The sequence below is a fragment of the Komagataeibacter nataicola genome (assembly GCF_003207795.1).
GTDB lineage: Bacteria > Pseudomonadota > Alphaproteobacteria > Acetobacterales > Acetobacteraceae > Komagataeibacter > Komagataeibacter nataicola.
This window is the reverse complement of sequence record NZ_NIRT01000009.1, coordinates 84,657-100,291: the sequence shown is the minus strand read 5'-3', so window position 1 is coordinate 100,291 and position 15,635 is coordinate 84,657. Positions and strand designations below refer to the sequence as shown.

Genomic DNA, 15,635 nt, shown 5'->3' with positions numbered 1-15,635 from the left:
GATTTCCAGTATGACCGATAACACGGGCCTGTCACATTCCCTGGCGTCTACCCGCCCCGCCCGGCGGGGCGACAACATGGCACGCCAGCAACGCATCCTTGAGCTGCTGCTTGAAACGGGTAACGCCACCATTGATGCGCTGGCCGCACATTTTGACGTCAGCCGCATGACCATTCACCGTGATGCCAACGCCCTGGCCCAACAGGGACTGGTGGAAAAGCTGCATGGCGGCCTTGCCCTGCGCAACCGCACCGCCACGCAGAAGACCGTAAGCTACCGCACGGCCCTTGCCAGAGAGGGCAAACAGGCCATCATTGCCCGCGCCATATCGCTGATCCGGCCTGAACAGATCCTTGTGCTGGATGATTCAACCACCGTAGCCGAGATGCTGCCCCTGCTGCCTGCGCTTGCTCCCCTGACCATCATCACAAACGCCATGGGCGTGATCCAGGCACTGGCCCCCTACCCTGACCTGCGCCTGATCTGCCTGGGGGGCGATTACAACCGGCCCCGCAATGCCTTTTTCGGGTTGATATGCGAACAGGCGGCACAGGGCCTGCATGCCAATACAATGTTCCTGTCCACGTCCGTCATCCACGACGGTACCGCCTTCCAGAACAACCCGGACATCATCAAGATCAAGCGTATCCTCATGGAAATCTGTGATCAGAGGGTCCTGCTGGTGGACAGTTCAAAATTCCGCAAGGGTGGCCTCTACCGACTGGCCGGTCTTGATGCATTCGATCATGTGCTGACGGATGCCCGGATTGGACCCGCCATGCATGAAAAACTGAAAGCCGCCGGGATACCACTCGAAATCTGCCAGTCCCATAATAGGCCCTGAACGCAGGACCCATTGAAATTTTGATTCAGGCTTCGTGATGAGACTGACGATGAGTGACCTCTACTGACGCAGATGGCCGATATGCGACCGCTTCTTCCAAAAAGCCATGGCCACTGCCGAGCGGGCGATCATCGCGCGCCGGGCAGGATCATTTTAATAAACCACAATGGTGTGCGCCGCCATGATGCGCCACGGGGCATGAGCCTGCACAGGACGCCTTACAACCACTGGAAACGTTGGGTTTGCGGGCCATATTCTGGTCGGATTTCAGGGTAAACACTGTATTATCCATGCCTTGAAACCGGTTCCTGCACCCTGATCAGATGCAGGGATAAGGTTTTCAGGCTGTGAGGGACAGAGGAATGGAAATGGATGCAGACACATCCCTGTTCTTGATGATATACGGCCCGCCTGCAACAATTTCGAGACAGAGCAGCCCCATCAGCGTCGGGTGACGCTGCCCCAGATGAAGGCTGGCCTGGCCGTCCGTCCAGCGACAGGGAACGTTGCGGGGTGCATACCAGCCATCATACCACCCCTCGGGTGCGTCACTGGCAAGATGGGTGGAAATGGGGCGTGCCGTATTCCCTTCAAACAACTTGATATCCTTGATAAGTACCCCTAGCTGGCGACGGTCATCGACATAAGGTCCGATCATGTCAGACGGTCTGCTGGTGCGTGACATGATTTTTACGTTTTCGACCCCGGCGGGGATCATGAAAAAAGCATATCCGTTTGCATCGCGCATCTTGCGGATGATGCCACCCGTTTCCGTAATCAGGTACAGGTCGGGATCTTCATCAAGGACTGGCGCGTCAGACTTAATTGCCTGCCCTGCCTCTACTGCGTGTTCCTCGATCTGGCGGAAAATGGGTTCGACAAAATCACGACTGACGCCCAGTGGAGCAGCAGCATCATCCTGCCAATTCCGGGGCTTGTGTCCAATTCTGATCACATTGCCTGCCTGCTGGAAAGCGCGACGGTTTCCGGTGTCAAGATAGCTTTCGGTCAGCATGCCATCAGCGACGATGACAGAATGTCTTTCAGTCTCGATATGATAATAATTGTAGGACAGGATTGACCTGTCGTAAAAAATGGACCGCCCATTGACCAGCATGCGGACAGGATAACCGGCTTCATCATCGGGCAGTCCGGGTCGAACAGATACTTTTTTCTTCCCGGCTCATATGACTGGCTTTGTGCTGCAGGTGTTATTGCGCCAGTCAAAAGTGTTGATTTCACTGTCGGATTAAGCATTTTGGAGATCATGCCGCCGTGCCGCTCTTTGGCAGTTACAGACACGTGCGACGAGGGGCCATTCAATCGTAAATTTTGCGAGGCTGCGCAGATGGCAATACCTGAAACCCATGCTGTTTCTGACCATTCCAGAGACCGGCACGACAATCTGTTTACGCAATCTGCAAGGGTCTCCGGCTTTTGTGGTTTCCAGTTTCTGCTTCATGGCAAGGAACCAGTGCCTGTCAGGCCTTGAGTTCATCTACCGGGGCAGCAATATGCTATTCTAAAATTATATTATGAGCGATAACAACTTGACAAATCACCAGAGGCCTCAGGAACAATCCAGGCAAACCCTGAATCTCATCTCCACACTTCATGGCAAAAGGTAAAATGCATTATTCTCCAGCACCGCCAGCGCAGGCTGCCATAAGTTCGAACCCGTTATGCACGGCAGCCCCATACGTGGTGTTGTCATAGATCGTCCAGACCTCGGTGCCGCGTGCGGCAAGGGCTGTAACGACTTTTGCATGGGCCTCAACAGCTTCCCGTGTGTAACGTGACTTATAGATGTCCGGGAAGCCATGCAGCCGGAAATAGGCAAGCCCACGCCACCCGCCCGGCTGTGCAGCAAAAGCCGGGCGGGCGGGATCCGCTGCCACGCGTGCTATCTGCAACCCTGCCAGCATATGGTCTATCGCTGGGCGAAACCAGCTTTCATGTCTGGGCTCCACAACGATGGCCCCGGCAAACCTGGCCCGTAGATCATGAAAGAAACGCACGGCGATATCACCGGGATAGGCAAAACTGGGGGGGAAACTGAACCAGGATAGGGCCGCATTTTTCACCAAGGCCATCCGTTTCCTCGGCAAATCGCTCGATCAGCGCCTGACAGTCGACCAGACGGCGTTCATGCGTGATGGTGCGGGGCAGTTTAACGGAGAAGCGGAACCCGGGCGGCACGCTTGCGGCCCAGCGCACGTAGGTCGTGCGCCGATGGGGACGATAGAAACTGGAATTAATCTCGACAGACGTAAAATAGGCGGCATACTGTTCAAGTTGCGAACCAGTAACGGGCAACTGCAAGACTTTAGCCACTGAGGAAAAGGTCGACCAGCCCGCGATGCCGATACGAATGGACATGCCCCCATCCTTTCCCATAAAAGCCAGAACAGGTTACCATAACCCGCTTTACGGCACGACCTGATGCGGATGTATTGCGGCATTTTCAAGCATAAACATGAAACCGTGACGGTATGACGCTTGCCACCTCTGATGCACCTGCGGCAGCGTATGGTTCATGCTATAGGGCGTTAACTCCATCGGCATGGCAGCGTTCTGGTCACAAAAGGCAGCCGCCATGTTCAATCTCTCAGCCGTTTTGCCATTTTGACGTTCGTAAGTGGCACATCGTGCCCAAAAACCACCTGCTCCCGCTCTACGGTCCAGCCCTGTGCCTCGAAAAATAGCCTGGCCTTTCTGCCTGCCTCTGTGGTCAGGCGGACGATGGCAAGCCCTACGGCGCACCCCTCGACAGCCTGATATCATTACCTCCCACGCCCATGCCCAATACGCCTGAACCAACAAAAGCAAGATCAATGTAGCCAGATGGGTCAATCGTCATGAAACCTACGGGCACTCCGTTCAGCTCTGCCATAAACCCGTCAACACCGAGAAGCCTTTCACTCCACCCGGACGGATCGGAGGAAACCCAGGCCCAGGCTCTTCGCTGTTCGGGCATATGGTATCTTACAGTGCCATGGTGAACGGCATCAAAAAAAATATTTCTCCTGCGCTCCTGCCATCTTCTGGGCGCAAGGGCCTGACGATAACAGCTTCCACACTCGTCTCTTTTCATGATGCCCGACGGCACCGGCACGTTGTTCTTCCTGAAATCAACCCGCCAGAAACATGCGTGTTACAGCAGCCGACGCACATTTTTCACCACGTCATGACGGACACGCTCGGCAAGGGAAGAAGGCAGCAGGTCGAAGCCGTGCACTGCGTTTGCATAAACAATCAGGTCGGTCGGTACGGCTGCCTGCCACAGGCGGCGGGCGAAGGTCACATCCTCATCACGAAACAGGTCCAGCGCACCAGTAACAATGAATGTTGGCGGCAGCCCCGACAGGTCGAGCATGAAAGCGGGCGAGAGATAGCCAAATCCTGGATCATCAGCCGCCAGGTCTCCCCGCACGGCAGACCATGCATACTGGTTCTGGGTGCGTGTCCATACAAATTCCCCAGTCATGGGATCATCGGAAGGCGCGTCCGCTCCACCCGTGCGCAGGTCCAGCATTGGGTAGATCAGAACCTGTGCGCGCAATTTCACCTTGCCACGGTCACGTGCCAGAAGGGCCGTGGCAGCTGCCAGGCACCCCCCTCCGCTATCGCCCATGACCATGATGCGATCGGGATCGACACCCAGTGCGCCCGCACAGTCATGCAGCCACACCAGTGCGGCATGGACATCTTCCAGACCACCGGGAAAAGGCGTCTCGGGCGCAAGCCGATAATCAACCGAGACGATAAGGGCGCCTGTCTGTGATGCCAGTCGCTCCAGCATACCGGCCTGCATGTCGGGTGTGCCGGCAATCATGCCACCGCCATGGACATAGAGGATGGCTGGCATGGCTCCCTTGACTTCTGATGGTCGGAACATGATGACACGCACATCGGGCGCCCCGTCCGGCCCCGGAACCAGTCGCGCCTCATAATCGACCGATCCGGACTTCAGGAGCGCCGTCGTTCCCTTGACCAGATCGCGGCGGAATTCCATCAGATCGCCCCGCCCGGGACCGAAGGATGGAAACAAAGCCACCTTGCCGCGCTGCTCCATATCGACCAAACCAAGGGTAGTCATGAGGAGAACTCTCCATTTCTCTTGCAAAGAGGGGCGATCATAAAGAGCCGTTGCACGGAGCGACAGTAACCCTGACAGCAAATTGAACTGCCCGGTTTTCAGCAGATTTGCATTCTGATTTTAAACACAGGCCCCTGTCGCTGGTCATGCAGCGCTACGCGCCGTGACCCCAAGACGGTATCCTTCCTTCTGAAGCACCTTGATCGAGGCTTCGGAATATTTCGCAACCAGTCCTGACACGTTGCCCGGCGCGCACCAGAACCCCAGCGTGACCTGAATGTTTGCAGGTTTTGGCAGGAAGGAAACAGAAGGCGCGGGGTTCTTGAGCACCTGCGCGTCATTCTCCGTAAGGCCAAGCAGCAGGGCGCGCGCCTTGTCCAGATCATCATTGTAATCAATCAGCAGGCTGACCGAGCCCGCAAGCCGGTCTGACTCTGAACTGTTAATCACGATATTGTTTGATAATGTACCATTGGGCACATAAATAATCTCGTGATTGGCATCGAGCAGCACGGTACGGAACATCTCGATTGATGTAACCGTTCCTGAACTGCCACCTGCCGTAATTGAATCCCCTACCTTGAATGGACGGAACAGCAGGATCAGCACGCCACCGGCAAAGTTGGCGAGGCTGCCCTGCAGCGCCATGCCAACCGCCAGACCCGCAGCGCCCAGAACGGCCACGAACGATGTTGTTGCAATGCCGACCATGGATGCCACACTGATCAGCAGCAGGGCCTTGAGAAACAGCCCGACCACGCTCAGCAGAAATCCGCGCAATGTGGGCTCTATATGGCTGGCCTCCATCATCCGGCCCATGGCCCGCGTTACGGCGTTGACAAGCTTCCAGCCCACAAAGAGAACGATCAGAGCCAGCAGAAACTGACTTGCATACTCCAGTATGAGAGGAAGTAATCCGTCCAACTGCTCTAAAATTGAATGAATCTGCTTTTCCATGATTATCCCTGGTCTATTTTTCGCGGGTGCAGGGTGACAGCATGCGCCCTTCTGGTCCTGTCAATATCGTACATTGTTCTATACCTGGCCGTCACCACCATGGTCTTACAAGATAATTTCAGGGTAGCCCCATTCCTCCAGCACAAGGCAACTTTGCCCATCTTCACCATTTAAATGAATGGACCTGGGGAAAGGTTCATCCCGGCTTGCTAATTTTCGAACATGTAAAATAATGTAAAAATCACATGAGCGCGCATTCTTGAAATGCCCATGCCTGTTCTGAATAAAAATACTGCATCGCCCGGACAGTATAGCTGCGTTTTGTGGCAACTGCCCTTCAGGCTGGCCGCGTTGTCAGGTCAACAGCCATTTCATTACGCAACAGGGACAGGATATGCTGCGAAATACGAGAAAAGGCATAATCCGCCCGGAACGGCGCCCGACACGCTCCATGCAGCAATGGGCCCAGGGCCGTGCGCTGAGGGATCTTTCCCTTTTCCGCACGGCCTGCCGGGCAGGTGCGGTCATACCCCAATCAGTGCAGGCGTTGCCCCGCCACCCAGACCTCCTCGATGTGCAGATCACGGTCCAGCACGACAAAATCGGCCCGCCGCCCGACGGTAAGCTCCCCCCGGTCTGACAGGCCGAGGTAGCGCGCGGCATTCCCGCTGACCAGACCGGCGGCTTGCGGCAGGGATGCGCCTGCCTGCACCGCGTTACGCAGCGCAACATCAAGCGTGAGGATACTGCCCGCCAGCGTGCCATTCTCGAGCCGGGCCGTGCCGTTGGCAATATGAACCGTCTGGCCGCCAAGCTGGCTTTGCCCCTCGCCCATGCCCGCTCCCCGCATGGCATCGGTTACGAACAGCAGCCTTGACCCCATCATCTGCCGTGCCAGATGAAAGGAGGCAGGATGGACATGATGCGTGTCGTAAATCATTTCGGCGTATGTGGCATCACTACACATCAGGGCGGTTACCGGCCCGGGGCGGCGGCCCTCTATGGGGTTCATCGCATTGAACAGATGCGTTGCACCCGTTACACCGCCTGCGGTGCAGATGCGGCAGATTGCCTGCCGTGCACCTTCATAATCCGCCACGCTATGCCCCAGGCTGATCCGGACCCCGGCCCTGGCAAAGGCATCGATAGCGGTATCCGCGTGTTCCAGTTCTGGCGCAAGCGTTACGACACGCACGATATCCAGCGACAGGGCCTGCGTTACATGCTCCGGGTCCGGCGTTATTGCAAAAGGCGGCTGCGCACCAAGACGATGCGGGCTGACAAACGGCCCTTCCAGATGCGCCCCATGGATACAGGGACCATTGGGGTTGCCCGTGCGCCGCACTTCCACCACCGCCCGGAGCGCATCCATGACATCGGACCAGGGCCGCGTAATGGTGGTGGGCAGGATGGTCGTGGTGCCATGGGATAGATGAAAGCGGGACATGCGCCGGATCGCATCGACCCCGTCCATGGTATCCGCCCCGTCACCTCCGTGGACATGCCCGTCGATAAAACCGGGCAGGATATAGCGCTGCGGGGCATCGGGCCGTGCTGATATATCCCCGATCAACGTGTCAAAGGATATCGTGCCGGGCAGGATCTGATCGGCACAGACCAGCTGTCCACTGATGTTCATGGTTTTTTCCGCTTTCAGTATTTATGCGCCAGATCGGCGTCCAGCCGGTTCAGCCATGCCGCGTCCATGTTCCAGCCCGCACGCGCGGCAGCGCGTATGATCCCGCCACCAATGGGGGGCAACTGTGGAATATGCGGCCGTTCACCAAGGAGCTGCGTCATCTGGTCCATGACAATCCGGCTGTGAAAGACGCTGCCCCCGTAGCTCCATGGCAGGACCACTTGCAGGCGATCACGCGCCACCCGGACCTGCGCGGACAGGTATTGCGCCGCATCGACAAGAATGGACCGGGCATCGGCACTGCCATCATTGGCCAGCCGGTCCAGCACATGGGCCAGTGCGGCAATGGCGGAGCGTGGGTGGGGCTGCACCCTCTGCCACTCCAGCAACGCCTCGCCCGCCCGGTCCGGGTCGGTCGGCAGGTCCAGGGCCTGCAGCAGTCGCGTGGCGAAATCGGCATCCGGCGCATGGCGCGTATCAATATACTGCACGACCCTGCGCATGGCCATGCAGCCAATCCAGTAGCCGCTGCCTTCATCACCGAGCATGTATCCCCACCCGCCGATACGTAATGGCGCATGGCGGTGGTCATCCGCCCATATGACCGACCCCGTACCCGCAAGCGCAAGGATGCCCGGCCCGCCCAGAAAGGCGCCGACACAGGCGATTTCCACATCCGAACACATGCCAATGCGCACATCCGGCCCAAGGGCATCAAGGATGACCTTTTCCTGCATGTGCGATGAGGGGCGTTCGGCACAATAACCCGCAAGGCCTATGGTTGCCGCACGCAGGCGGTATCTGTCCACCCGCTGCAGCAGCCCCGTCAGGGTCTCCGCCCAATCGGCTTTATCGTAGGCGTTACTGCCACCGGAAAGGCGATGTTCGAGCACATGCCCGTCAGACCCGACGATAACGGCGCGCGTTCGCGTGCCCCCACCATCAACAGCCAGAACTGCATCATCCATCAGTCGTCATCATCCTGAAAAAATAGCCAGTCATGCAAAGCTTTCCTCCATTCAGGACAGAAGGCCCTGCAATTCCGCGTCGTGTTGCATCAGATGGTCAATAAAGGCCCGACGGGTGAGTGCCGTGGCCGCGGCTTCATCGGTAATGACCAGGCAGTTGGCATGCATCTGCAGGGCTGTCGCGCTGATGCTGGCCGTAAGCGGGCCTTCGATCATATCCGCCACAACACGCGCCTTGGCCGCGCCCGTTGCGAGCACCACGATGCGCCTTGCATCAAGGATGGTCCCCACCCCCATTGTCACGGCATGATAGGGCACCTGGGCAAGGTCATCATCGAACATGCTCCGGTTCTGTTCGCGCGTGGCGGGGTCCAGCGTTACGACACGGGTGCGTGACGTAAACGCGGAAAATGGTTCGTTAAAACCGATATGGCCATTTTCGCCCAGCCCCAGAAGCTGGAGCCCCACGCCGCCGCAGGCATGCAGGGCCTTTTCATATCCGGCGCATCGTGCCGCGAGATCCGTTGCCATGCCATCAGGAACATGCGTGGCGGACAGGGCGATGTTCACCCGTGAAAACAGATGCGTATGCATATAGGCGCGGTAAGACTGCGTGGATGAAGGGGATATGCCGACATACTCATCCAGATTGAATGACTGGCAGTGTGAAAAATCCAGCCCCCTGTCGCGGTGTGCCTGCACAAGGGCGGCATAGACCTTTTCCATCGTGCGGCCGGTGGCAAGACCGAGCGTGATGTCTGGCGTCTGGCGAAGGGCATCTTCCATGACCCGGGCCGCCAGCAACGTCGCCTGTTCAACATTGGGGCAAATGACAATCTTCATTATAGTCTCCATCCAGTATTCACAACGGCAGTACCTGTGCCTGCACGGCGTGAACTGCCTGATCGATCCAGTGCAGGTTTTCCCGACGCAGATGACCAAAATTATAAAAACCGAACTCCTCCACGCCCCTACTGCCCAAGGCCTGGACATGAGCCACAAAGGCCGCGGCAGTGTCGAAATCACATGATGCAGGTCGCAAAACGGTGCGGAGCTTGCCCTGAATGCCAATAATGTCCCGAATATCGGCCAGCCGGGACAGGGCTGCGCGCGTATTACCGCCATACAGGCAGACTTCCAGCCCATCGCACACGCGCGACAATGCATGGAGGTCACTGCCTTCCACCCATGACAGAACCGGATTTTCCATCACGGACGGGATTACATATACCCCTACGGGCTGACGGACTGCCGCGCGTATCTGCGCCACAAAGGACGTAACCTGCCCACAACGCCAGCGCAGGAAATCACGCAGGTCATCATCACAGACCAGCATCTGCATCAGCCGCCCGGCGTCATCGGCAGCCGGGCTGTCATCGGGGCGGTCCATGTAACGCGACAGATATGCCGCCACACGCTGCCGCAACGCCGTAACATTGACCCCATCTTTCGCCGCCCGTGACATGCAGGCACTGCAAAAACATAATCCCAGCAGGGTATCGGCCCCCATATGGGGCGCAAGAAAGCTCATTTCATGGTGAAAGCCATGCCGGAACGGCTGCCAGCCCGGGGTTTCGCATATGATCTGGCTGATATAGGGGTTCGCGCCCATTTCCCGGCACAGATTGACGCCATATTCCCGCACGGCTTCGTGAGAGGGGCACAGGCTGTAAGGATAGCTATCCCCAAACGCATTATGGCAGGTGAATTGCGGATACTGCGTACCCAGCGCCGTATTGTGCAGCAGCACGGTCCATGCCGCCACTTTCAGGCCCTGCGCGTGCAGGCCCTGCAGCGCCTCCATTCTCAGCCCTTGTGTTGCGATGATGGGGCTGATACCGCTCCCCCATGGCTGGACGGGAAGATATGTGGCGCCATCCTGCGGGAAGAATACTTTCTGGCTCCGGCCATGGGGGCGCAGGAATTTCCCGGCATGGTAAGTTGCAGCAACGCATAGCGTATTGATGCCCATGTTACGCATGCGCACCGCGAAGCTGGCCAGATCATCCTGGTCCAGAATATCCCACGGATAAATATACAACCCGCGATAGGGTATCATGACTCGACCATCATGACCGGCACGACACGCGCCCGCTTATGGCGCTGCATGAGAATGTTATATAATATGATTAACAGATAGGATGGAACCGCCAGCCCCACAAAGGCAGCCTGCACGCCTATGGCGGGCGCAATCTGGACAAAGACCTGCGGAATGACCGAACCGCCTGAAAACGCCATGACCAGCAGGGCGGTCGCCTGTGCCCCACGATCTTCCACATCAGAAATAACAATGGGGAACAGGGAAGGTAAGATCATGGCATTCGCAAAACCACATAGCGCCACGCACAGAACCGAAGCATAGCCATGTGTCAGCCAGCTCAGTACACATAATATGACGCCAGCCACCGCAGACAGGCCCAGATAGCGCTCCTGCGAAAAGACACGTGGCACCAGCAGCATGCCCACCACATATCCCCCCATCATTGCCGTCAGGGTCAGGGATGTAAAGAACTTGGTCTGGTCAAGCGGAATACCGAGGCTGCCGCCATATACGCCAATGGCATCCCCCGCCATGACTTCCGTGCCGACGTAAACAAACATGCACAGCACCCCGAAGCCCAGACGGAATGATCTGGACCGGCGTGATGTTTCCGGCGCAGGCGCATCCGGGCGGGATGTGCCGGCAATATCGATAGGCGGGAGGGACGAACGCGCCAGCCCGATGGCCAGGGCCAGCAGCACGGCCGCCATAATGAAATACGGAATCTGTACGGCATGAGCAAACTGATCCAGGATATGGTTGCGTGCCGCCATATCCGGTGCGGCCCTGACCTGCCCCGCAATATCGCCAAGATTCCGCATGACTAGCAGAGCAAGGACAACGGGGGCCGCAATCCCCGCAATCTTGTTGGCCACACCCATGATAGCAATGCGCTGGGCCGCTTTTTCCGTCGGTCCGAGCAGCGTTACATATGGATTTATGGTGATCTGCAGTAACGACAGACCCGCCCCCATGACAAACAGCCCGCTCAGCGCCCCAGGATACACACGTATACTGACACATTCACCAAAAATGGCGACCCCGGCCGAAAGAACGACAAGTGCAACAACCAGTCCTCCTTTCAGGCCGGTCCATCGGGTCAGCAACGTCGCGGGCAAAGGAAAAAACAGGTAGGACAGATAGAAGCACATCGGCACGAGAAAAGCGCTGATCGTGCTCAGGTTAAAGGCAACCTGCACAAAAGTGATAAGGGGGCCATTGAGCCATGTTACAAAGCCGATGATGAAAAACAGGCAGGCGATAATGACGATGGGCCGCCAGCCATACTGTCCCGCAGGGCTTTGTGGGTATAACCTGGGCAATAGCCCCTCCTCTCTTTACCGATGGTAAAACCGCTTTCCCAGCCCGCAGGGTTCTGCTCAGAACCCTGCCGATACCGAAACCATGGCAGCGAATGCGCCTCCTACCAGATAGATGGGCGCGGATGTGCTCGCCCCGCCCGTGCTGCTTCTGTAAAGGCCACCCGCGACGGTGTTGACCGGATGGGCATTGCTGGTAAAGCTGGAGCCACCCGAGAGATAATGGTTATCGCCAATATTCATGATATTCAACTGTATCTGCGGCGCCTTTGCCGGACCCAGCTTCTTCATACGATAACCCAGCGTTATGTCCGATGTGATGTAGGACGGAATTTTTTCGTCATCCATGAACGTCGTGTACTGGGAGTCAACATAGCGCAGCGCAAAGTTGCCGAAAAAGCGCCCGTCATCATAATTCAGGCCGATCGCACCGGTGAATTTGGGTGATTCAACAGCAATCTTTCCGGCCGTTGGCAGATAATTCCCGCCACCGGCATTATAGTTGTTATCCATCGTTGCATGCAGGTACTGACCGGAGAAATACGGGCTGATATGATGCCAGCGCCGCAGGCCGATTTCAGCCTGGATGCCGCGTGATGTCTGCCCACCAATATTGATGGGTTCGGAAATCAGCTGCGTTGTGCCCGGAATGTAATTCATGGATGTAACCTGGTGGTTGGTCATGTTCAGATTGAACAGGGACACCGCCACGTTAACAAAACCGGAATGACGAAAGCCGATTTCTTCCCCGATGGAATATTCAGGCTTGAGCGATCCGGGCTGTTCCACTGCGTGTGAATTATTGGGGTCAAAGATCTGGCTGTACGCCTCCACCGAAGCTGGCGCACGGAAGGCAGTCGTGCCGTTGACAAAAATCTGGTCATGCGGCGTGATCTTGAAACTGGCGGAAAACTGCGGCAGGGGCTCAAAGTAATTGCCCGCCTTGTAATAGGGATCCGCCCCCGGCACGTTGTTCGTGCCTGTGCGGCTGACCATTGCCGCCCGGAAGCCAGCGCTCAGGGTCAACCTGTCGTGCAGCAGGCTCAGGGTATCGGCGATGAAAAGCGTATTGACCTGCTGTTTGAAGTTCAGGTCATAGCCTGTCAGGATGCGCCCGTTCGTGGCATCGATAATGGGGCTGTTGGAATACGAACCATTGGCATAGACCTGCCGGAACGTGGAAAGTTCCTGATGGGATGTATAGTTGTACCAATATCCAACTGACAGTTTGTTATGGCCCCTTGTCCAGTCGAGCGACATGTTCAGCGACCCGCTTTTCTGGTCCCACGGGTCAACGCCCTCGGTCAGGACCGATCCGTTTCCGGTCGGTATGCCGACCAGGCTGTCATAACGCTGGGTGCCCATGTAACCGCCGGTCGTGGGAATGTTCTCCCCTGCGTTGGACGGACCAAACTGATGTTCAAAGTAAGGAGTGACATGCAACTTCAGGTGTTTGGTCAATGTAAAATGGGACGGCAGGATAACCGTCTCGGCATTCATGTTTGTAACCTGCAACCCGTAATATGTCGGGTCACCCTGGGTGAATGATCCTGAATAATTGAAGCTGTCCCCATATTTGTTCCACTGGGAAAGTGTGGGCGACCTCCAGGAGGTCTGCTGCTGCCGGTTATAGGAGAAGATGGCGGAAATGCTGTTGCCATCGCCCCATTCTTTTACAAATTTTGAATCGACATGATAACGGAATAGTCCACCCGGACCACGCCAGTTATTATAACTGGTGTGAGAAAAGGACACGAAGCCCCGAATACCGGTATTACCGATATCTCCGGTTTCGTAACGGATGAATTCCTTGTTGGCGCTATGTGTGCCGCCTGCCAGATCCACAAATCCGCGCTGTTTATGCGACGGATTGATCTCGGTGGCCGTAATCTGCCCGCCCACTGCGTTGTACAGGGGCGCATCAAGGTCAGGCGACCCCTGTGAAACGGTAACCGATCCCAGGTTTTCTGAATCGACCATCATGCTGCTGTAAGGCTGGTAATTGATGGGATCCGCCATTGGCGCCCCTTCGAACAGATACCCGATCTGGGCCTGTGTCATGCCACGCATGGTCATGTTGTTTCCCGTCAGGCCAAACGGATCCTGACTGGAAAAGTTGACGCCTGGCAGATCCGCCACAAGGGCGGCAATATTGGCCGTAGGTGCCTGTTTTGCAATAAAGTCACGCGTCAGGCCACTTTGTGAGCGTGGTGCGGTCTGGGGAGGCATCAGTCCGCCGCCCGGTGTCAGGTTGGTCACGCCATTGGCCGTGGGCGGAATGTGCCGGCTGACAGTGATATGTTCAACCTGGGGCGCGGGCGGTGCCGCTGTCCGTGCCGCAGCCGCCGGAGGTTTTGCACGGGCCTTGGCCGCAGAAGTATTTACAGATCCGTTACGCGTCGCAGCCGAAACCTGTCCATACGCGGGAACGATCACCAGACTCGCCCAGATAGTACAACAGAGGGATAGATTACGGTACGAAACCTTCATGAGCGTGAATCCCTGCATTTGGAGTAAAAGCTGCGAAACAAACGTTTTGCTTCCTTAACGTATAATGCAGATCAGCCTGTGCCGGCGCAATAGTTCAGAATCTGTCCTATGATAGTTTTATTATAAAAACAAAGTATACAGTCATTTCCCCTGCCCCGATTTAGGCCTCATCTCTTGCCATCTGGAAAATTTTCTCAATGAAAAGCATAGGGTTTCATGAACGAGAATTATTCATTTACCCTTACGGGGGCATTCAGGCAGCGTGTTAATTCGGCAACAGATATAAAGTGCCATATGGGAGGATGAACTGGGAGGGCCAGTCAGGCATTTTATTATTTGATCGCAATGATGGCATTTATGATCGTTCGAAATCGCGACCCGACCCTCACGATTTCAGCCACGACGCCCCCGCAAGCCCGGACTCTGCGGGCAAAGCCCCCGGCACAACCAGCGCCGAGGCATCATGCCGCAGGATGCGGCCGCGCACGTTCTCATCCAGCGCATGCAGCAGCCTGGCCTGATGGGCCAGACCGCCGCCCACCGGCATGATGGAAGCCCCGGTTACATTGACCACCATGGCCAACCCAGCGGACATACGGTCAAGCCATGCGTTGACTGTCTCGATGGCCCGGGGCTCACCGTTTTCCCAATGTGTCAGGATCGGGCGGACGGGCAGTTCCTCCCCATGCAGGAACAGGTGCAGTCTTTCAATGCCACGCGCGCCGCCTATTGTATCAAGGCAGCCCAGCTGCCCGCACTGGCATGGCAGCACGGGCGCACGGCCAGGCAGGGCGCTGTCAGTAATGAAGGGACCATGCCCCCACTCGCCTGCAAGACCACCTGACCCGATAACGGGCCGACCATGAATAATCAGGCCGCCCCCCACCCCTGTGCCAAGAATAACCCCAAAAACGATGTCATGCCCCTGGCCAGCGCCCTGCATTGCTTCATTCAGGGCAAAACAGTGGGCATCGTTGGCAACCAGCACATCCCGCTTCAGGCGCTGCATAAGGATCTGCCGCAACGGCACATCATAAATACAGGGGATGTTGGCCGCGCGCGTCCGCCCGGTCATGGGGGCGCATACCCCGGCAATGGCGATATGCAGCGGAATGGCCCGGTCATATCCATCCGCCATGCTGGCCAGTGCGGCAACAAAAAGATCCAGATCCTGCGTGGGTGTCGGCACGCGCCGCCGGTGTGTCAGCCTGTGACAGGCATCGGATTGCGCAAATTCAATGTAAGACCCCCCTACATCCGCACATAATACTACCATAC

At 56.9% G+C, this 15,635-nt stretch carries 11 protein-coding genes and 1 pseudogene; 1 reads left to right on the top strand and 11 read right to left on the bottom strand.

Translation table 11 applies throughout. The features are described 5' to 3' along the window. The first annotated feature begins 10 nt into the window (after positions 1–10). Entirely contained in the window at positions 11–844 is an 834-nt protein-coding gene (locus CDI09_RS07155) for a DeoR/GlpR family DNA-binding transcription regulator (RefSeq protein ID WP_078527349.1), read from the top strand. Positions 845–1,184: 340 nt separating this feature from the next. Here the strand turns inward: CDI09_RS07155 and CDI09_RS07150 are convergent, their stop codons facing one another. The 11 genes and pseudogenes from CDI09_RS07150 to CDI09_RS07100 all read right to left on the bottom strand — a co-directional run bounded on the left by CDI09_RS07150 (position 1,185) and on the right by CDI09_RS07100 (position 15,633). After that, a complete protein-coding gene (locus CDI09_RS07150) occupies positions 1,185–1,994 on the bottom strand; it encodes a Hint domain-containing protein (RefSeq protein WP_257788384.1) in 810 nt (269 codons plus the stop codon). A 484-nt stretch (positions 1,995–2,478) separates the two neighbouring features. Next, positions 2,479–3,223, bottom strand: a pseudogene (locus CDI09_RS07145) (DUF72 domain-containing protein). 775 nt (positions 3,224–3,998) lie between these two features. Next, complete coding sequence (locus tag CDI09_RS07140) at positions 3,999–4,943, bottom strand: alpha/beta hydrolase (RefSeq protein ID WP_078527345.1); 945 nt, start codon at positions 4,941–4,943, stop codon at positions 3,999–4,001. A 144-nt stretch (positions 4,944–5,087) separates the two neighbouring features. After that, on the bottom strand, positions 5,088–5,906 hold the full coding sequence (locus tag CDI09_RS07135; protein ID WP_205836727.1) for a mechanosensitive ion channel family protein: 819 nt from the start codon (positions 5,904–5,906) through the stop codon (positions 5,088–5,090). 529 nt (positions 5,907–6,435) lie between these two features. Further along, the gene (gene nagA, locus CDI09_RS07130; RefSeq protein WP_078527341.1) at positions 6,436–7,539 is read right to left on the bottom strand and encodes an N-acetylglucosamine-6-phosphate deacetylase; all 1,104 of its coding nucleotides are present in this window, start codon (positions 7,537–7,539) and stop codon (positions 6,436–6,438) included. A gap of 14 nt (positions 7,540–7,553) precedes the next feature. Then, positions 7,554–8,507 carry an N-acetylglucosamine kinase gene (locus tag CDI09_RS07125; protein ID WP_078527339.1) on the bottom strand — a complete coding sequence of 318 codons (954 nt, stop codon included), beginning with the start codon at positions 8,505–8,507 and terminating at the stop codon, positions 7,554–7,556. Positions 8,508–8,558: 51 nt separating this feature from the next. Then, positions 8,559–9,350, bottom strand: coding sequence for a glucosamine-6-phosphate deaminase (nagB, locus tag CDI09_RS07120; RefSeq protein ID WP_078527337.1), 792 nt, complete (start codon positions 9,348–9,350; stop codon positions 8,559–8,561). A gap of 19 nt (positions 9,351–9,369) precedes the next feature. Further along, complete coding sequence (locus tag CDI09_RS07115) at positions 9,370–10,566, bottom strand: hypothetical protein (RefSeq protein WP_078527335.1); 1,197 nt, start codon at positions 10,564–10,566, stop codon at positions 9,370–9,372. After that, complete coding sequence (gene gluP / locus CDI09_RS07110) at positions 10,563–11,870, bottom strand: glucose/galactose MFS transporter (RefSeq protein WP_078527333.1); 1,308 nt, start codon at positions 11,868–11,870, stop codon at positions 10,563–10,565. The genes CDI09_RS07115 and gluP overlap by 4 nt, the downstream gene beginning before the upstream one ends. 57 nt (positions 11,871–11,927) lie before the next feature. Then, positions 11,928–14,126 (bottom strand): TonB-dependent receptor, encoded by a 2,199-nt coding sequence (locus tag CDI09_RS07105; RefSeq protein WP_249034004.1) that lies wholly within the window; start codon positions 14,124–14,126, stop codon positions 11,928–11,930. A 616-nt stretch (positions 14,127–14,742) separates the two neighbouring features. After that, a complete protein-coding gene (locus CDI09_RS07100) occupies positions 14,743–15,633 on the bottom strand; it encodes an ROK family protein (RefSeq protein ID WP_078527331.1) in 891 nt (296 codons plus the stop codon). Positions 15,634–15,635 lie beyond the last annotated feature (2 nt).